At 53.8% G+C, this 18,252-nt stretch carries 16 protein-coding genes; 8 read left to right on the forward strand and 8 right to left on the reverse strand.

Translation table 11 applies throughout. The features are described from left to right. Window positions 1-314: 314 nt before the first annotated feature. Window positions 315-1,247, reverse strand: coding sequence for a LysR family transcriptional regulator (locus QMZ30_RS23860; protein ID WP_283229137.1), 933 nt, complete (start codon window positions 1,245-1,247; stop codon window positions 315-317). Between the two features lie 100 nt (window positions 1,248-1,347). On the opposite strand from QMZ30_RS23860, the gene aptA reads away from it, so the two are divergent. Together aptA and QMZ30_RS23870 are read left to right on the forward strand one after the other, a co-directional pair. After that, a complete protein-coding gene (gene aptA / locus QMZ30_RS23865; RefSeq protein ID WP_283229138.1) occupies window positions 1,348-2,679 on the forward strand; it encodes an omega-aminotransferase AptA in 1,332 nt (443 codons plus the stop codon). Window positions 2,680-2,815: 136 nt separating this feature from the next. Next, a complete protein-coding gene (locus tag QMZ30_RS23870) occupies window positions 2,816-3,712 on the forward strand; it encodes an alpha/beta hydrolase (RefSeq protein ID WP_283229139.1) in 897 nt (298 codons plus the stop codon). Here the strand turns inward: QMZ30_RS23870 and biuH are convergent. The 4 genes from biuH to ptsJ all read right to left on the reverse strand — a co-directional run bounded on the left by biuH (window position 3,701) and on the right by ptsJ (window position 8,660). Then, window positions 3,701-4,408, reverse strand: a complete 708-nt coding sequence (gene biuH, locus QMZ30_RS23875; RefSeq protein WP_283229140.1) for a biuret amidohydrolase — start codon at window positions 4,406-4,408, stop codon at window positions 3,701-3,703. The genes QMZ30_RS23870 and biuH overlap by 12 nt on opposite strands. Beyond that, window positions 4,401-5,711, reverse strand: coding sequence for a purine-cytosine permease family protein (locus QMZ30_RS23880; RefSeq protein WP_283229141.1), 1,311 nt, complete (start codon window positions 5,709-5,711; stop codon window positions 4,401-4,403). Before QMZ30_RS23880 ends, biuH begins: the two co-directional genes overlap by 8 nt. Continuing rightward, window positions 5,701-7,152, reverse strand: a complete 1,452-nt coding sequence (locus QMZ30_RS23885) for an amidase (RefSeq protein ID WP_283229142.1) — start codon at window positions 7,150-7,152, stop codon at window positions 5,701-5,703. Before QMZ30_RS23885 ends, QMZ30_RS23880 begins: the two co-directional genes overlap by 11 nt. A gap of 209 nt (window positions 7,153-7,361) precedes the next feature. Further along, the gene (ptsJ, locus tag QMZ30_RS23890) at window positions 7,362-8,660 is read right to left on the reverse strand and encodes a MocR-like B6 salvage transcription factor PtsJ (RefSeq protein ID WP_283229143.1); all 1,299 of its coding nucleotides are present in this window, start codon (window positions 8,658-8,660) and stop codon (window positions 7,362-7,364) included. A gap of 296 nt (window positions 8,661-8,956) precedes the next feature. On the opposite strand from ptsJ, the gene QMZ30_RS23895 reads away from it, so the two are divergent. After that, window positions 8,957-9,793 carry an undecaprenyl-diphosphate phosphatase gene (locus QMZ30_RS23895; RefSeq protein WP_283229144.1) on the forward strand — a complete coding sequence of 279 codons (837 nt, stop codon included), beginning with the start codon at window positions 8,957-8,959 and terminating at the stop codon, window positions 9,791-9,793. A gap of 116 nt (window positions 9,794-9,909) precedes the next feature. Here the strand turns inward: QMZ30_RS23895 and leuE are convergent, their stop codons facing one another. After that, complete coding sequence (leuE, locus tag QMZ30_RS23900) at window positions 9,910-10,548, reverse strand: leucine efflux protein LeuE (RefSeq protein ID WP_283229145.1); 639 nt, start codon at window positions 10,546-10,548, stop codon at window positions 9,910-9,912. A gap of 220 nt (window positions 10,549-10,768) precedes the next feature. Between leuE and QMZ30_RS23905 the strand changes: the two genes are divergently transcribed. Further along, the gene (locus tag QMZ30_RS23905) at window positions 10,769-11,806 is read left to right on the forward strand and encodes an ABC transporter substrate-binding protein (protein ID WP_283229146.1); all 1,038 of its coding nucleotides are present in this window, start codon (window positions 10,769-10,771) and stop codon (window positions 11,804-11,806) included. Continuing rightward, complete coding sequence (locus QMZ30_RS23910; RefSeq protein ID WP_283229147.1) at window positions 11,775-12,503, forward strand: substrate-binding domain-containing protein; 729 nt, start codon at window positions 11,775-11,777, stop codon at window positions 12,501-12,503. The genes QMZ30_RS23905 and QMZ30_RS23910 overlap by 32 nt, the downstream gene beginning before the upstream one ends. Here the strand turns inward: QMZ30_RS23910 and QMZ30_RS23915 are convergent. After that, window positions 12,489-13,346 carry a LysR family transcriptional regulator gene (locus tag QMZ30_RS23915; protein WP_283229148.1) on the reverse strand — a complete coding sequence of 286 codons (858 nt, stop codon included), beginning with the start codon at window positions 13,344-13,346 and terminating at the stop codon, window positions 12,489-12,491. The two genes, QMZ30_RS23910 and QMZ30_RS23915, sit on opposite strands and share 15 nt — an antisense overlap. Before the next feature lie 165 nt (window positions 13,347-13,511). Between QMZ30_RS23915 and QMZ30_RS23920 the strand changes: the two genes are divergently transcribed. From QMZ30_RS23920 to QMZ30_RS23930, 3 genes are read left to right on the forward strand one after another with little or no spacing between them, the layout of a single operon-like run. Then, complete coding sequence (locus QMZ30_RS23920; protein ID WP_283229149.1) at window positions 13,512-14,693, forward strand: M20 family metallopeptidase; 1,182 nt, start codon at window positions 13,512-13,514, stop codon at window positions 14,691-14,693. Between the two features lies 1 nt (window position 14,694). Next, window positions 14,695-15,498, forward strand: coding sequence for a transporter substrate-binding domain-containing protein (locus QMZ30_RS23925; protein ID WP_283229150.1), 804 nt, complete (start codon window positions 14,695-14,697; stop codon window positions 15,496-15,498). Next, entirely contained in the window at window positions 15,485-17,134 is a 1,650-nt protein-coding gene (locus QMZ30_RS23930) for a M28 family peptidase (protein WP_283229151.1), read from the forward strand. The genes QMZ30_RS23925 and QMZ30_RS23930 overlap by 14 nt, the downstream gene beginning before the upstream one ends. Before the next feature lie 212 nt (window positions 17,135-17,346). On the opposite strand, the gene QMZ30_RS23935 is transcribed toward QMZ30_RS23930, so the two are convergent. Continuing rightward, window positions 17,347-18,234: a LysR substrate-binding domain-containing protein gene (locus QMZ30_RS23935; protein ID WP_283229152.1), complete on the reverse strand. Its 888-nt coding sequence runs from the start codon at window positions 18,232-18,234 to the stop codon at window positions 17,347-17,349. Between the last annotated feature and the right edge of the window lie 18 nt (window positions 18,235-18,252).

Genomic DNA, 18,252 nt, shown 5'->3' on the forward strand with positions numbered 1-18,252 from the left:
AACTGAGTGGAATACTTTGGCTTCATGATTTATCCCCATTATGTCGTTTTACAGTCCAACATTATGGGTTCAGTTCATCGGCACCGGTCCGTAAGGCAGACGAGTGAAGTGAAGGTACCGCGTAGCGGCGTGAGGACCGCCAGCCCCGGTGTGGCTTCAGACGGCGTTATCGTCAGCACCCGCTAACAAATTCATTTTTTGCTTAAATGAGCGCGACATGAACCTGATTAGCCAAATACGCACTGCGGCCTAATCACGTGGAAATCGTTATGCCAAAAGTATGTTGTAACTAGTAACAGCAACCCGTAATGAAATCACCAATTAGCATTCACCTCCCCCTCAGACTGTCGTGCAATGGCCTGCATAAACCGCTCAAGAATTACATTCTGGCTACGCGTCTTACGCGTGACCAGCGCAATCTGGCTGGTGTAGTGCAGGCGCTGCGGAGCAATCGCGCGCATAACCTTTTTCTCCACCCACTGCGCGGCATAGTGATCGGGCAGGAAACCGAGAAAACGGCCGGAGAGAATGAGAAAGGCAATGCCTTCACGGTCAGTGGCGGTCGCATTGCAGTTCAGCATCTGATGCATAGCAATGGCTTCCGTGGTCATGCGGAAAGCGGGCGCGATGGCATCATAGCGTAGCAACTCTTCATCACTGGGAGGCTGACGCTGCACGAACAATGGGTGAGTGTCACTGCAATACAGTTCTGATCTCTCATCGTAAAGCTGCATATAATCCAGTCCAGAGATCGGCGACGTCAGTGGCAACGCGCCTACGTGCAAGCGTCCATCCATCAGACCGCGCTCAATGTCTGCAGCGGTCATCATGCTGATATTGAGACGAATATCCGGACCGATGTCGCGCAAGGCTTCCAACGCATGGGTAATTTTCATCCGTGGTTGCGTCACCAGATTGTTGATGATGCCAATATTAAAATCACCGCGAAGCTGCTGGTGCATCTGATTAACCTGCAGGCGAAAATGCTCGACCGCGGCCATCATGCTATCGCTATGGCGTAATATCTCGCGCCCCTCATCGGTTAAAGCAAAACCTGCCCTTCCACGCTGGCACAAACGCATGCCGAGCCGTTTTTCCAGATCGCCCATATGCAAACTGATTGCTGAGCGCGTCATGCCCAGCAGACTTTCAGCAGCAGAAAAACTGCCGCATTCATTCACGGTTTTGAATAAGCGCAATAATTTGAGGTCAAAATCTGTGATTTGAGCCAGCGACTTACTTTTCATTTAGGTGAGTAATTCAATATCTAAAGATGAATTAATAAGGATTTAACTTACCTATCTCTTAATTGCAAACTCTTCCTACACCTGCCTGGAGGAATGGAACATGACTGACGTTGTTAATACTGCATCGCTTAATCTGCAATCACACTGGATGCCTTTCAGTGCCAATCGTAATTTTCAACGTGATCCGCGATTCATCGTCGCGGCGCAGGGCCGCTGGCTTACGGATGATAAAGGACGGCAGATCTTTGACAGCCTCTCAGGGCTGTGGACCTGTGGCGCGGGTCATACGCGCAGTGAAATTCAGCAAGCCGTGGCGCAGCAACTCGGCACCCTCGATTACTCACCCGGTTTTCAACATGGCCACCCGCTCTCATTCCAGTTAGCAGACAAAATCGCCCAGCACATGCCGGGGAATCTCAACCATGTGTTCTTTACCGGGTCGGGTTCAGAGTCTGCGGATACCGCAGTAAAAATGGCGCGCGCTTACTGGCGCATCAATGGCCAACCGGCAAAAACCAAATTCATCGGGCGTGCACGCGGCTATCATGGCGTAAACATCGCGGGTACCAGCCTTGGAGGTATTGGTGGCAACCGTAAGATGTTCGGTCAGTTTATGGATGTCGATCATATCCCGCATACGCTGCAAACCGATCTGCCCTTCACGCCGGGTCAGGCAGAAACCGGCGGCGTGGCGTTGGCGAATGAAATGCTCAAACTGATTGAGCTGCATGATGCCTCCAACATCGCGGCACTGATTGTTGAACCCCTTTCCGGTTCAGCAGGCGCGATAATCCCACCGAAAGGCTATCTGCAACGCTTGCGTGAGATCTGTACCCAGCACAACATTTTGCTGATTTTTGATGAAGTGATCACCGGTTTTGGCCGCATGGGACGCTGGAGCGGCGCGGAATATTTCGGCGTGACGCCGGATATCCTCAACTTTGCCAAGCAGATCACTAACGGTGCCATCCCACTCGGCGGCGTTGTCGCCAGCAGCGAAATTTATCACACCTTTATGGCACAGCAACTTCCTGAACACGCAGTGGAGTTTGCTCACGGCTATACCTACTCCGCTCATCCGGTGGCGTGTGCCGCCGGGCTGGCCACCTTGAATCTGCTGGAAAATGAATCGCTGATTGCACAGTCTGCCGAGCTGGCACCCTATTTTGAACACAGCTTACATGCGCTGCGTAACTGCCCAAACGTGGTGGATATTCGCAACTGTGGTCTGGTCGGAGCTATCCAACTCGCTCCCCGTGACGGTGATGCGACAATCCGCCCGTTTGACGCGGGCATGGCGCTGTGGAAAGCCGGCTTCTATGTGCGCTTTGGCGGCGATACGCTGCAGTTTGGCCCGATGTTCAATACACAACCCGCCGAACTGGATCGCCTGTTTGATGCTGTGGGTGAAGCCCTTCACCAGGTGCGTTAGTTGAATATGCTCGGCTGCCCTACACGAGCAGCCGAGCACTAATTGATGCGTTTATACATATCCTTCAACATCTTCTCCATCATCTCTGCCGATTATTCTGCTTCAATACCCTACTTTGACTCAGTCTGGATCGGCTATGAATCGTCGCCACTTTCTCACTTGCCTGACGCTCGCCCCGTTTGTCGCGCAGAGCAACCTTAGCCTGGCTGCAACAGCCAAACCCGAAGTTATACCCCTATGGCCCGGCCAACCGCCGGGCGGTGGCGGCCCGCTGGGTGCGATGCAGTTCTCTGCCAAAGGCGCGCAGCGCAATATCGCGATGCCGACACTCACCGTGGTTAAACCGGACAATCCCAACGGCCGCGCGGTGTTGATCGCCGCGGGTGGCGGCTATACGCGTATTGAAATGGGCAAAGAAGCCTGGCCGGCTGCTACCTGGCTGGCATCACAGGGTTACACCGCATACGTCCTGAGTTATCGCCTGCCTCAGGAGGGATGGAAGGATGGCGCGATGGTGTCTTTGCAGGACGCACAACGCGCACTGCGTTTAGTTCGGCACCGCGAGGATCATGTCAGTGTGCTGGGCTTTTCGGCGGGTGGTCATCTGCTTGGCATGGCGGTCAATCGTCCTGATTTTCATGCTTATCAGGCTACAGACACGCTGGATAATCTTCCCGCTACCGCTGAACGCGCGGCGCTAATTTACCCAATTATTACGTTGGAACCGCCCTATTCGCATACATCCACGCATAAGGTGTTGGTGGGTAAAGGTGCCACGCTGGCCGCCGATACCACCTGGTCAGTGCAATCCTACGTTAACCCACAATCGCCGCCTTTTTTCCTGGTTCAGGCGGAAGACGACCCCATTTCCGATCCGCACAACACCCTGATCATGGCTAGCGCTTGCCAGCAGCAGCATATTCCGGTTGAGATGCATCGCTATCCCACTGGCGGGCACGGTTTTGGCATGGGTAAACCCGGCACACTCACCACCGAGTGGCCGGGGCACTATCTACACTGGTTAAGCCGTTAACGTCGCGGGTGCATCCGCTAACGCCGCCAGTAAACCGTCTGAACTGGCGACCGCACCGAAAATGCCGCCCTGCATATGAATCATGCTCAGCGCCGCTTCATGGTGTTTTAGCTCAGTGGCGGCGCAGCAGTCTGACAACACCAGGCACTCGAACCCGCGATCGTTGGCTTCACGTAACGTGGTGTGCACGCAAACGTCCGTAGTGATGCCAGCGATAATCAGGTTGCGAATGCCCTGGCTGCGCAGAATCAGCTCCAGATCGGTGGCATAAAATGAGCCTTTTCCGGGTTTATCAATGATGGTCTCTCCCGGTAGCGGTGCCAGTTCGGGGATGATCTCCCAGCCGGGTTCGCCACGCACCAAAATGCGGCCGCACGGGCCAGGTGCGCCAATTTCGGCCTGCATACGTTTGGAGCGCCAGCGCTTGTTAGCAGGCAGATCGCTTAAGTCCGGACGATGCCCCTCCCGCGTATGGATGATCGGGAAAGATAATTCCCGCATGCGGGCCAGCACACGCTGCAAGGGTTCAATCGGCGCGCGCGTCAGCGCAATGTCATACCCCATGCTGTCAACGTAACCCCCTTTGCCACAGAAGTCGGTTTGCATGTCGATAACGATCAATGCCGTATCAGCGGGCGTGCCCCGTCCATCAAACGGCCACGGATACGGCGTAGAATCCACGGTAAATTCAGGCATTGTTCTGCTCCATCAGGTTGGCGGTGCTTTCACGTTTGAATTTCACAATCAGGGTGTAACTCACCGCTGCGGTCACCAAACCAATCACTGCTTCCCCAAACTGCGGGAATTCGATATGGGCAATGACGGCACACAGGCTTCCGATGGCCCATGCGGCGAAAGCGCTGCCACGTAAACGGCGGGTTTTACGCTGTTCGCTGATTTTGGCCATAAAGATCAAATCGACGATCATCACCGCACCAAACGGCGGCACCACGATACCGAGCAGACTCAACCACTCCAGGAAATAGGACCACACCCCCGCCAGCGCCAGTGCGCCGCCAATCACGCCAAGGATCACGGTCCAGAGACGCATTTTGCTGCTGAACAGATGGCTGAAGCCGACAGCCCCGTTATACAGGCAATGGGTACAGACCGAGCCAAGGTTGATGAAAACAAACAGGAAAGCGATGACCGAGAGCAGCATGCCATGGCCCATTAACATCGGCAGGAAGTTGCCGCCATTATTACCCGGATCAACCGCTGCCCCGACCGCCACAATCACCACGCCAAACAGATAGGAGATCACATTCGCCATCGGAAAGGCAGAGAACGCAGCAATCACCGCAGATTTGCCATCTTTGGACCAGCGTGTGAAATCGGCCGTCATGGTGCCGGAGTCGGCAAATCCCGCCACCACCATGGTCACTGCGGTGCCCATGCTCATGGCTCCTACCGCCGTTGCACTACCGTGGAATTGGGTGATGGTGCTGAAATCATGGTCCTGACCAATCAACCACAGCGCCACCAACCCCAGCACCACAAACAGAGGGGCGGCAATCATGCCGAGAATCGACAATGCGCGCACGCCAAGGAAAGTGACGCCGGTGTAGAGCACCATCGCCAACGCCGTTACCGCCAGCGAATTCCAGCCAAAGGTTTGATTGATCACGGTACCGGTGAGGCCCGTCTGGAAGGCATACCAGCCAATCACCACCGTGGAAAGAAACCCTGAGACCAGAATGTAGCCTTTGGTGCCAAAAGTACGTTTAGCTTGCAGCGCGAAGTTCATCCCGGTGTTGCCCGCAAACCAGCTCAACGCCCCGACATAGGCAAACAGCACCAGATTGCCCAACAAAATGGCAATGATCGCGGGCCAGAAGCCCAGGTGCCAGGTAATGATGCCGCCGAACAGCGCATTGGTCAGGATCATCGGGAAACCAAACCACACCGCCGATACGGAACGCGTAGAGTGACGGTGGCTCAACGGAACGGGTTCGTGTTCAAACTCCTGCTCCAACGCAGGTGATGATTTATCTTTCATGGGCAACTCCGATTGAAGCGGGATAAAGGTGATTCCAGGGTTGGATGTGCTCAAAAGCGGCACTGGCCGCCAGCACCAGACCGTCGTCCAGATGACGACCGACGATTTGCAAACCGATCGGCAAGCCGCTGGCGGTGAAGCCTGCTGGCACTGAAGCCGCCGGTTGACCGGTGAAATTGAACGGATAACAGAACGACAGCCAGTGATCGCTGCGCACCATGCGACCATCAATGATTTCCGGTCCCTGCATGTTGAGTGGGAACGGTGGCACGGCCAGCGTGGGCGTTAACAGCAGATCGTAGCGCTGCATAAAGCGCCACAGTTGGTTGCAAATTTTTTTGCGTGCAGTATTGGCATCGGTGAAGGTTTCCGCTCGCCAGTCACGTTGCAGCATGGCGCTGAGATGCGGCGACATGCGCGAGCCCAGTTCGGATTGCATCTGGCGCATGCCGGTCAAATCGCTTTCAAACGCCACCAGCGCTGCAAAGGTCGCGCCTTCGTCGGCGATGCCAGGATCGACTTCCTCTAATTCTGCGCCCAGTTCATGAGCAAACTTTCGCGCAGCACTAGTGACAACGTCACGAACTTCTTTATCGACTGCCACATAACCGAAGTCGGCACTGAAGGCAATGCGTAACCCGCTCAACGGCTTCTCTAACGCGCCAAGCCAGTCTACGTCACTACAGGGAATTGAGTGGCGATCGCGCATATCCGGCCCGGCCATGACAGACATCATCAAGGCACTGTCGCGCACCGTGCGCGTCATCGGTCCGATATGTTCAAGGGATTCCCAACTGGATACTCCCGGATAACGTTCATCCCGGCAACCCGGCCACAGTGGCACGCGGCCCATTGAGGCTTTGAAACCATAAACGCCGCAGTGTGCCGCCGGAATGCGCACGGAACCACCGCCATCGCTGCCCAGCGCAATCGGGCAAAGTCGCGCAGCCAGTGCTGCTCCCGAACCTGCACTGGAGCCACCTGGCGTTTTACTCAGATCCCACGGATTACGCGGAGAGGGAAACAACGGGTTATGACCGACACCGCTGTAACCAAACTCGGGTGCTGTGGTTTTTCCGAGCAAGACGGCATCGGCTGCCAGCAAGCGCTCCACCGTAATATCATCTTCTTCCGGGATAAAATCGGCATAGGCCGCTGATCCAGAGGTGGTTTTGACGCCTGCGGTGCAAATCAGATCTTTCACCGCCAGCGGGACACCGGCGAATGCCCCCAGCGTTTCTCCTCTTGCGCGTTTCGCATCCACCGCCGCCGCTTGCTGTAACGCCCGCTCCGGTGTTGCGGTGCAAAATGCCTGAATTTGCGGCTCGCGCTGTGCCATACGTTCCAGCGCCGCTTGCGTCATTTCGCTGGCGGAGACTTCACCCTTGCGGATCAACCCGGCCAGCGTGGTGGCATCGCCATCCAGTAATGCATCAAACATACAGAAACTCCCGATTTGGTCACTTAACGGGATTAATGCAGTTTGCGTGCCAGAAAATGTCAAATAAGGAGTACAGCGGAGCAAAGCCAGATGGGATACGGACTTGGATACAAGATCGAATACTTATGTTTGCTGGGGAGGCAGACTCAAAGCCTGAACGCACAAAAATGGCGCAGAGATGCGCCATGGATGGATGTGAATTGGGGTTTTTAGTGGGCGATTAACTGTCCCAGCGTGCGTGCGAAAACCTCAGCTTGCTGCACATCAAAATCTGACACGGTAATGCGCAAGCCATGCACCTTTTGGTCAAGACCGAAGACTTCGCCACTGCGCACCAGCCAGCCATAAGTCGCCAGTTGCGTCACAAGCCCAGCACTGTCCTGCTTTAACGGCAACCACAAGTTGACGCCATCATGCTTAAGTGACGTTGTCACTCCATGATTAAGCAGCGCGTTGCTGACTGCGGCACGCCTCTTTTGATACTGCTCGCGCGCATCAATGACCGCGCTATGTAATGTCGGTGACTGGAGTGCCGCCAGCGTGATGTCCTGCAAAATATGGCTCACCCAATTACTGCCCGCGTTCAGGCGAATCGTCAGGCGCTTTGCTGTCTCCTCATCGCTGGCGACAAAGGCTAAGCGCATATCTGGTCCGAGAAATTTAGAGACCGATCGCACCAGCGCCCAACGCAGGGTCTCAGGGGGGATCACAGAGTGATACTCGTGAGTGGAAAGCAGTGAAAAGTGGTCATCAACGATCACCATCACCTGAGGATACTTCGCCAGTAATGCACGAATTTGCGCAGCACGGGTGGCGCTGAATCCCCAACCTGTTGGGTTGTGCGCACGTGGGGTAATAATCACCGCCTGAACGCCTGACGCTAATACCCCTTCCAACGCATCTGCATTCAGTCCCTCTTCGTCAATACTGATGCCAACCGCATTTAATCGGCTGTTTTTCAGCGTATTGATACTGCTGAGGAAACAGGGATCCTCTACCACAACGCGATCGCCACTAATCAGATAACAATTGAGCAAACGCTCGACCGCATCCACAGCACCACTGGTCAGCGAAAGTGAAAAGTCACCTTGAATATCGTTGCCTAGCCATTCGCGCCCATAGTGCTCCAGTTCAGCATTGATAAGCGGTTCACCATAAAGACGATGACGAAACTGGAGCTGACTAAATACGCTGCTCATGTCAGGCAACAACGAGGCGGAGGGATTGCCACTGGCTAAATCGATCAGGTTGACATCAGGCGGTGAACCTTCCTGAGCAACGCTTTCCGCCACACCGAGGATCACCGTACCATTGCGTCCACGTGACTCTGCGATACCGGCTTCAATCAATCGTTTATAAGCGGATGCCACCGTGTTGCGGTTCACCTCCAGTGCAATCGCTAATTCGCGCACGGGCGGCAGGGTATCACCGGGCAGATATCCACCCGACTGTACCTCTGAGCGAATCTGTTCAAAGATTTCACCTGCGGTTTTACCTGAAATCATCATTGATCCGTGACAGATTATTTTTGGCTTACGGCATATTACTCACCGCTAACAGTGATGTCTAACGCAGAACCTGATCCAAAACACCTTCTTCCTTGCGCTGATCCGCAATATCTGATTACAGAAATATCCGTTCAATTAGTGCACCTCTTAATGAAAGATTAATCTGCATCCTTTTTTTTATTTATGACGTTAAACCATTCATCAACACCGACTTAAATAGGATTAAACGCATCACGTTCTGACACATAACTATGTCAGGGTGCTGAGGAACTTTTCATTTTTTCAAGGGGAATCAGGTGAACTATTTCGACGTATCCATTTTGGCCGTGATACAAGGGCTGGCCGAACTGCTGCCAGTATCCAGTTCCGCCCATGTCATCATGACAGAAAAACTACTTGGCCTTGATCCCAGCTCACCAGAGATGACCTTGCTGCTGGTGATGCTGCACACCGGCACCATGTTTGCGGTGATTGTTTATTTCTGGCAGAACTGGCGTGACACCTATTTCAGCTCAACCCATGCTTTTAAGAAGAATGTGGTATTAATTATTTTGGCCACCTGTGTCACAGGTGCAGTCGGATTAACCCTAATGAAGTTGATTAAATATTTCTTTGCGGCCAATGCAAACACCTTTGAAATAGAATCTCTATTTAGCAACAGTAAAATTATTGCCAGTGGATTAGCCGCAGCCGGTTTATTAATTATCGTTTCCTCGCGTCTGAAAGAAAAAGAACGTGGTGAGCTTTCCCCCTTGAGCGCAGCAGGAATTGGTTTCGTTCAGGGATTGTGCTTGCCGTTTCGCGGCTTTTCGCGCTCCGGTGCCACCATCTCGACCGGGCTTTCGCTGGGTGTGGCACGCAAACGCGCCGAGGAGTTCAGCTTCGCCCTGGCGGTGGTACTGATGCCTGCGGTGATTGTGAAAGAAGGCTTGCGTGCTTTTAGTGGAGGCGCAACGGGTAGCACAGCTGTCAGCAGCGGTATTCTAGTCCCCAGCTTAGTCGGCATGGTACTGAGTTTCGTCGCGGGCTTACTGGCATTGCGCTGGCTGTCTCGCTGGCTGGAACATGACCGCTGGCATCTGTTCGGCGGCTATTGTCTGTGCGCTGCCGTGCTGATTGGCTGGCTGGGTTAAATTTGGTATAGGCCTGTCTGTTAAGCGATTGACGATAACGCCGTCTGGGGCCGCCTATGCGCAGCCCCAGCCAGCTCATTTACGCTTGTGCGTGTTATTAATAAAGGCTGCATTACCTAACTCTGCGCGCTCACCAGGCGCACCGCAAAACCGAAGAACAGCATACCGGTCAGCATATTAGCCAGTTTGACCAGGCGTGTACGGTTTTTCAGGAAGCGCACCATCACGCTGCCCGCCATTAGCAGAATGAGGTAGTAGCTCAGACTCATCAGTTGAATCATTGAACCCAGCACAGCAAAAGCAGGCGCAGTATGCGTTACCGCCGGATCGACAAACTGAATGAAAAACGAAACATAAAACAGTATCGCTTTGGGATTGGTGACGCCAAGTAACAGGGCGCGCAGGAAATAGTTTTCCACTTTCACCGTTTCGGTTGATGACGTGTTATCACGCTTGCGTAAAGCGCCAATAATAATCTTCACACCAAGATAAAGCAGGAACATGGCGCCCAGATATTTCACCACCATAAAAATATGCGGGCTGGTCCGGATAAGGGTCGCAACCCCTGCCCAGGCAAGAAAAATCAAAATCAAATCGCCCAACATCACGCCAGCTATCGCTTTCGAAGCCGCCTTTGCTCCGCGACTCATTCCGGTACGCAGCACATACAGACTGTTTGGCCCTGGCAGCAGAATAATCACCAGCGCGCCGGCCAGAAAAGTCCATAAATTAATAATACCTACATCGTGCAACATAACGGCAATGACTCCACAGCCATGCTGGCAAAATAGCCAGATGACAATTGTTATGGGTTAAACAGGTGAGCAGCAATAGCGGATCGCACTGCTGACAGAGCGATATATTAGCAGATGGCACTGAGCGCTGTCGCAAACAACCTGCACCTGACGGAAACAAACCTATCCTGATGCCATCCACCGCTATATAATTCGCTGCATTACGCTTCAGGGACTCCGTATGAACACCACTCATCGCCTTATACTTGCAGGTTTACTGACCTTTACCTCCTTACACAGTTACGCCAGCCGTGTCGTGACCGATCAAATCGGCCGCGAGGTGACCATTCCAGACCAGGTCGATCGTGTCGTGGTGCTCCAACACCAAACGCTGAATTTATTGGTGCAGTTAAATGCGACCGATAAAGTCGTCGGTATTCTCACTAACTGGAAACAGCAATTGGGAGACGGCTACGCGCAGTTGGTGCCAGAACTGACGCACAAAGCGATGCTCGGCGACCTGACGCATGTGGATTTGGAGAAGCTGGTTGCGCTGCACCCTCAGGTGGTGTTTGTCACCAACTACGCGCCCAAGGAGATGATCGATCAGATCTCTGCTCTCGGTATTCCGGTGCTGGCCATCTCTTTGCGTCATGACGATGCCGGTCAGCAAGGCAAGATTAACCCGACGATGCAGAATGAGGATCGCGCCTACGACCTTGGCATTAAAGAGGGCATCACTTTGATTGGTGAAGTGGTGAACAAGCAGCAACAGGCAAACGACTTAATTGCCGCGGCTTTTGCCGGGCGCAAACTGGTCAGCGATCGGTTGAAGAATTTGCCGGATCAGCAACGTGTTCGTGCTTACATGGCCAACCCGGACCTCACCACTTACGGTTCAGGTAAATATACCGGTTTGATGATGGCGCACGCAGGCGCGCTGAATGTGGCTGCCGCCACCGTGCAGGGCTTTAAGCAGGTCAGCATGGAACAGGTGGTGGCGTGGGATCCACAGGTGGTGCAAGAGATCAACCAAGACCCGCGCTGGCGCACCATTAGTGCAGTAAAAAACCATCAGGTCTGGCTGATGCCTGAATATGCCAAAGCCTGGGGCTATCCTATGCCGGAAGCCATTGGTTTAGGTGAACTGTGGATGGCGAAAAAGCTCTATCCAGAAAAATTCCGCGATATCGATATGCAGCAGCAGGCGAATCGCTGGTATCAACGCTTCTACCGGACCTCTTATCATGACAACACTGCAGATACTGGCAGCCGGTAGTCTGCGCGGCGTGTGGCCTGAACTGATGGCGGCGTTTACCGCGAAATCAGGCATAACGGCGGAGACCCAATTTGGCCCGGCCGGGTTGCTGCGTCAGCGCATCGAGCAAGGCGAGGTTTGCGATTTTTTCGCCTCCGCCAACTTGGAGCACCCCGCCACATTGCGACAAAAAGGTCTCGCAAATGAGACTGGCCGCTTTACCGCCAACTCCTTGTGCCTGACCGCCATACGTGACGTTGTCACTGAAAGCGATAATTGGCTTTCACTGCTGCTGCGCGATGATTTGCGACTGGCCACCTCAACGCCACTGTGTGACCCATCAGGCGACTATACCTGGCAGATGTTCGGCAATATCGAACAGCGTCATCAAGGTTGGGGCGAACAGTTGAAGCGTAAAGCCCGCACTTTGGTGGGCGGCCCCAGCAGTTTGCCGGTTCCTGCGGGTGAACTGGCAGCGCGCTGGTTAATCGATGAGGGGCACGCTGAATTGTTTATCGGTTATGCCAGTTATCAACCTCGCTTGATGCTTCATCCTCAGTTGCAGGTTTTCACCATTCCTGAACCCTACAACGTACCGGCCGAATATGGTTGGGCGATGCTGTCCTCTGCGGCTCAGCCTCTTGCCGCTTACCTGGATTCTGCTACTGCACAGCAGATTTTGCAGCAGCATGGCTTTGTTTCGTCACTCAAGCCTTAGCTCGTCGAACATCTCGACGAACGGCAGAATCACCGAAGCCTCCGTGCTGGCGTGGTGATAAAGCAGCCATGTTCTGCTTTTCAACGCTTCGCCCGCTACCCTGATGGGCTGTCGGCATATGCCATCGGGCAATGGCTGATAGCTCGATACGATGGCGTAGCCCAATCCACGCTCCACCATTGCCAGACACACTTCCAGTTTATCTACCTGCATCGCCACGCGTGGCGCCAGTGAATAGTTTGCATTCCACCAGCGCTCAATCAGGTGAGTAATATGCCCGCCATGGTTAATGCGTATTTGCGGTAGCTGCGGGAGAAAGCGCAGGTCGAGCGGTTGCTGGCTCACCAACCAATAATCATCTTCATCCACCAGCCGCTTGCCATGTCGCCAGTGATAGTCATCTTTCACCAGGGCGACATGTACCTCTTCGCGTTGCAGTTTTTGGTACATCTCTTCACTTAAACCGCTGACCAGATTAACGCGAATGCCACTGTGTATTTCTGAGAAGCGCGCCAGAATGGCTGGGAGTCGATAGGCTGCATAATTGCTGGTGACGCCAATTCTTAACTCCCCCTGGCGTGGCTGAGACAAATTTTGCAACGTCTGACGCAGTTGCTGTGAATCATTCAGCATTTTAGCGGCGTGTTGCGCCAGATAGCGCCCCTGCGCACTAAACGTCAGTTGACGCCCCCCCTCTTCAAATAGCGAGACGCCCAGTTTACGTTCGATCTGCTTGAGGCGATAACTGAGCGCAGGCTGAGAGGTATACAGCTGCTGGGCTGCACGCGTAATGTTCTGATGCTGCCAAACGGTATGAATAATCAGCCAGTCTTTTTCGTTCATCGCCCCCTCCTTCAGTGCTTCCATAAAATAATTTTTGCGTAATCAGTGCAAGCAATAAAAAAGCTCAATTGGGAATCCAGGCAAAAGCCCTGTATATCTTAATAACACATTGAACTTAAATACTTTATTGCACTATCACAGTGAAGTTCCGCACGGGGATGCACCATGAGTGAGCAAAAGAATAAAATTCTTTTTGCGGTTGAGCAGATAAGCCAACAAATGACCGATTTGGCGCGTGCTATCCATGCACAGCCGGAATTAAGTTTTGCCGAGCACTATGCCAGTGCCGCACTGCAAGCCCCTCTGCTGGCCGCTGGGTTTACAGTCAGCAACTCTGTAGCAGGACTGGAAACGGCATTCCGGGCGCGATTGGACACGGGCAAACCGGGCCCACATGTGGCACTGCTGGCGGAATATGATGCGCTGCCGGACCTTGGACATGCCTGCGGTCATAATCTGATTGGCACCGCTTCAGTGGCGGCCGCCGTAGCGCTGGCTAACAGTGGCACCTTGCAATCTGGCGTACTGGAAGTGATTGGCACACCGGCTGAAGAGGAAGGCGGCGGGAAAATCATCATGGCGGACGATGGCGTATTTGCGGGCATTGACGCGGTAATGATGTTCCATCCGCGTGAAAAGAACATGATGACGCGGGGTGCATTAGCCTGCGTCGATGCCACCTTCAAATTTTATGGCAAAGCGGCACATGCCGCCTCCGCGCCGCATCTCGGTATCAGCGCGCTGGATGCGGTCATCCAGACGTTTGTCGGCATTAACGCCTTGCGTCAGTTCTTCACGGATGACGTAAGAGTCCATGGCATCATCACCGACGGCGGCAGTGCCACCAACATTGTCCCGGCTTATGCCGAAGCCAAATTCCTGATGCGCGCCGCAACGGTGGCGGGCTTACAAACCGTGCGCAGTAAAGTGTTCGCCGCCGCGCAAGGTGCCGCAGCCATGAGCGGTGCACGTCTTGAGATCGAAGAAGGTCTCACCTACGCCGAACGGAATAATAACCACGCACTGGCCGGTCTGTTCCAGTCCAATATTGAACAGCTGGGTTTAGTGGCCCATGCCGCACCGGAACGGGGTGGTGTCGGTTCCTCAGACATCGGCAACGTCAGCCAAGTGACGGCTGCCATCCATCCCTATTTACGTATTGGTGATGTGATCCCCCATACTCCGGAGTTTGCGGCTGCCGCAGCTTCTGACAGCGGGATTGAAGCGATGCTGAATGCGGCACGCGCCCTCGCCATGACCACCTTTGACCTACAAGACAACGATCATTTAACAACCGTTCGCGATGAGTTTATCGCCTGGCAATCAACCGATCCGCAGGAGAATTAAAATGAACAAGACGCTTTCCATGGTGGCCGCTTTGACCCTGGCATGCAGCAGCCCACTCTTTGCCGCAGACAACGTGTTACGCGTAGCCGCTGACCTCAGCTACCCTCCGTTCCAGTACCGAGACGCTTCCGGCACACCCACCGGTTTTGAAATTGATATCACCAATGCGGTGTGTAAAGCAGTGAATATCACCTGCGAGTACGTGGTCAGCAGCTTTGATGCAGAGATCCCCTCTCTGATGGCGAAAAAAGTGGATTTCATCTCTCCGCTCGGCGCCACCGAGAAGCGTCGTAAATCCATCGACTTTAGCGACTTCATTTATCACATCCCGACAAAATTAGTGGCGCGTAAAGGCAGCAACCTCCAACCCGATGCGGCTTCACTGCAGGGCAAACATATTGCCGTGCAACAGGGTTCCATCCAGGAGATGTACGTAAATAAATTCTGGGCTCCCAAAGGCGTGGATATTGTGATGTATGCCGATCAGGATGCGATCTATCTGGATCTCGCGGCAGGACGCCTTGATGGCGCATTAAGTCCAGGCGTTGCCGTGACCTATGGTTTTTTAAACAAACCCGAAGGCAAGGATTTCGCGCTGACCGGACCTGAAGTACGCGACGATCAATTGTTCAGCATTGGATCGGCCTATGGCGTGCGCAAAGGCGATGAAAAGACGCAAAAATTGCTGAATGAAGGTTTGGCGAAAATTGTAGCTGACGGCACCTGGGAAAAAGTGAAGCAGCACTATTTTGGCGATCTGGAGATGAAAGTCACACGTGTGGAACCCGCTCATGCCAGCCAGTGATTTACAGGCGCTGATGCGTGCGACGCTGGAGCAGTTCCAGCATCTGCATCGTTTATCTGGTAGCGCTGATGCGGAGCGAAGTGCGGACGGGTTGTGTGAACAGCTGAGCCAGCATCATATTCCGCATCGACGTGAATATTGCGATCTGTGGCTGAGCGATCCACTGGACGCCACCCTGAGCGTGGCAGGTCAACCGTTCGAGGCGAAAACCCGATCCTTTTCGGCCCACTGCCCTGAGGGCGTGGAGGCAGAAATATTTTACGATGCCCAATCTCTGGCGTTCATCCCGGAGAACGCGTTAGCCAGTTGGTCTAACAAGGTACGCGGTAAACTGGTGCTCGCCGACCAGGGCTTCGAGGATTACGTGCAGCGTTTGATGCAAGCGGGTGCGCTGGGGTTAATTCATATCTGGGGTTCAGCGGAATCCGCGCTGCATGAAGAGACGGTGGGCCCGATCTGGGGCACACCGGTACCCGATGATGTGCAACGCTATCCCACCATTCCGGTGATCAGCATTAATCATCAGGCTGGTGCGCAACTGCGAGCACAATTATCAACGCAAAAGCTTACGGCAAAGATCACCACCCGTTTAAATGAGCATGTTGCCACCTGCTCGCTACCCGTGGTGGAATTGCCTGGCAGCAGTGATGAGTTTGTCTTGCTCTCATCCCATTACGACTCATGGCATGAAGGTGTAACGGATAATGCCACCGGCAACGCCCTGTGCCTCGCGCTGGCTGTACTGTTCAATGGCCAGCGCTTATTACGCGGTTTACGTATCGCTTTCTGGCCCGGTCACTCCAATGCGCGCTATGGCGGTTCAACCTGGTATGCCGATCATCACCGTGCAGCGTTACTGCGCGATTGCGTCGCGCATATTAATGTCGACTCACCCGGCTGTCAGGGCGGTTCGCAGTTGGTGGTTAACGCCAGCGGCGCGGAATCGACTGATTGGCTTCATCAGGCTATCAAAGCCACAACCGGTAAACCTGCCGATCGCGTGACGCCGATGGGTAAAGGGGGTGACCAGTCTTTCTGGGGATTGGGCATCCCGCTGCATTTTGCTTTACGTGAAGTGCCTGAGCAGCGGCAATCCCTCTCGCCCGGCAGTGGCGGCGGTTGGTGGTGGCACACGGAAGAAGATACGATAGATAAAGTCGATGAAGACTACCTGTGGCGCGATTTTCAGATACATCAACGCTGGCTGGAATCACTGCTTTTCCATGAGCCGCTGCCGATCGATGCTGCACATTATCTGCAGCAGATCGATGCCGCTCTATTACAGCTGCAAGGTGAGATTGATACTGCGTTCTCGTTAAAGTCATTACGCGAACGTGTGGCCGCACTCATCACACGTATTGAAGAGAAAAGTTTTAGCGCTGCGCAACTCGTGCAAGCCATTGGCTTATGGCATCGTGCGCGCTACCGGGCCAGTGATGATTTCCATCCTGACCTCAGTTTCCACGGCGGCGCATTTCCTGGGTTACAGCTGTTGCGGGGTTTCCGTCGAGAGCAATGCAGCCCGCGCTACTGGTTGATGCTAACCACACAATTTATTCGCCAGCGCGATCGTATCGGCGAATTGCTCGCTTACAGCGAGCGTGTGTTGTCTCGTGATTCTGGTATTGACGAATGATGGTTGTGACTGTGAGGGCACTCTAGCGGGCGAAGATTAAAATTGGCTTAATGGTTAAGTAAGGACTGGTTTAATTTTTAATCAGCCAAAGGGGGGGGCAGTGGCGATTTCAGGCTGAAACCGCACGCAGTAATAAAACGCCCTCGACTTTAACAGATTGAATTCATAGCTTAAAACCACACCACACAAAAGAATGTGCGGCTGGCGGACGGTTATTTATCTGAATGGCGTTGAATCAGCAGTTTTAAAAAACTGTCGAGACAAGGATTGCGGTTGTCACTGCTCCATGCCACAGCGAGATTCACCTGCGGCGCATCGGCCAACGGTTTGAATACGATGCCATCCATTTTCAACTGCTGAACCGAAGACGGCACCAGCGCCACATAGCTGGCATCATTAACCAGACTCAGCATGGTGTGTTGTAATCGAACCTGTAAACTCACCATCGGCTCAAAACCGTGGGCGCGGCAATAATCCATAATCACTGCGGTTAAACGGCTACCGGCACTGGCTGCTGTCATGACAAAAGGATCGTCACGCAGATCTTCGATTTGTAATTTTCGACTTTTGGCCAAGGGGTGAGTGCGCGACATCGCCACGCACAAAGGTTCTGTTAACACGGTTAGCGTTTGCATGCCGACACGTGACGTGCCTTCCACCAGCACGGCGAGATCCACCTCGCCCGCCAGCACTTTATCCGGCAGGTCTTCAGTGACGGCCTCTTCCAGCTCCAGCGCGATATTTGGGTAATGGTGGCGAATCAAGCGCACATATTCAGGGATCACGCTGTGTGCCGAATACATGGTAAAGCCGACGCGCAAGGAACCCGATTTTCCTGAAGCGGTTTCACGCGCCAGGCTTTGCGCCTGCTGCAATGCCTCAAGGATCTTGCGCGCATCCTGATAAAAGCTTTCGCCTGCGGGCGTGAGCATCAGCTGGCGCGTGTTGCGCTCCACCAGCAAGGTTCCCACGGCTTTCTCTAAGGCAGCAATATGACGACTCAGCGACGGCTGCGACATATGCAGGCGCTCCGCTGCGCGATGGAAGTTCTTCACTTCAGCCAGCGCGATGAAGTAACGCAGCGGCTTAATATCCAGCATGATTCATTTTTCGTATCA

The organism is Pantoea sp. EA-12 (assembly GCF_030053355.1).
GTDB lineage: Bacteria > Pseudomonadota > Gammaproteobacteria > Enterobacterales > Enterobacteriaceae > Pantoea > Pantoea vagans_C.

Excerpts from the sequence above, each read along its gene's own strand:
- QMZ30_RS23860 (WP_283229137.1), bottom strand. The coding sequence starts at position 1,247 with ATGAAAAGTAAGTCGCTGGCTCAAATCACAGATTTTGACCTCAAATTA.
- aptA (WP_283229138.1), top strand. The coding sequence starts at position 1,348 with ATGACTGACGTTGTTAATACTGCATCGCTTAATCTGCAATCACACTGG.
- QMZ30_RS23870 (WP_283229139.1), top strand. The coding sequence starts at position 2,816 with ATGAATCGTCGCCACTTTCTCACTTGCCTGACGCTCGCCCCGTTTGTC.
- biuH (WP_283229140.1), bottom strand. The coding sequence starts at position 4,408 with ATGCCTGAATTTACCGTGGATTCTACGCCGTATCCGTGGCCGTTTGAT.
- QMZ30_RS23880 (WP_283229141.1), bottom strand. The coding sequence starts at position 5,711 with ATGAAAGATAAATCATCACCTGCGTTGGAGCAGGAGTTTGAACACGAA.
- QMZ30_RS23885 (WP_283229142.1), bottom strand. The coding sequence starts at position 7,152 with ATGTTTGATGCATTACTGGATGGCGATGCCACCACGCTGGCCGGGTTG.
- ptsJ (WP_283229143.1), bottom strand. The coding sequence starts at position 8,660 with ATGATGATTTCAGGTAAAACCGCAGGTGAAATCTTTGAACAGATTCGC.
- leuE (WP_283229145.1), bottom strand. The coding sequence starts at position 10,548 with ATGTTGCACGATGTAGGTATTATTAATTTATGGACTTTTCTGGCCGGC.
- QMZ30_RS23905 (WP_283229146.1), top strand. The coding sequence starts at position 10,769 with ATGAACACCACTCATCGCCTTATACTTGCAGGTTTACTGACCTTTACC.
- QMZ30_RS23910 (WP_283229147.1), top strand. The coding sequence starts at position 11,775 with ATGACAACACTGCAGATACTGGCAGCCGGTAGTCTGCGCGGCGTGTGG.
- QMZ30_RS23915 (WP_283229148.1), bottom strand. The coding sequence starts at position 13,346 with ATGAACGAAAAAGACTGGCTGATTATTCATACCGTTTGGCAGCATCAG.
- QMZ30_RS23920 (WP_283229149.1), top strand. The coding sequence starts at position 13,512 with ATGAGTGAGCAAAAGAATAAAATTCTTTTTGCGGTTGAGCAGATAAGC.
- QMZ30_RS23925 (WP_283229150.1), top strand. The coding sequence starts at position 14,695 with ATGAACAAGACGCTTTCCATGGTGGCCGCTTTGACCCTGGCATGCAGC.
- QMZ30_RS23930 (WP_283229151.1), top strand. The coding sequence starts at position 15,485 with ATGCCAGCCAGTGATTTACAGGCGCTGATGCGTGCGACGCTGGAGCAG.
- QMZ30_RS23935 (WP_283229152.1), bottom strand. The coding sequence starts at position 18,234 with ATGCTGGATATTAAGCCGCTGCGTTACTTCATCGCGCTGGCTGAAGTG.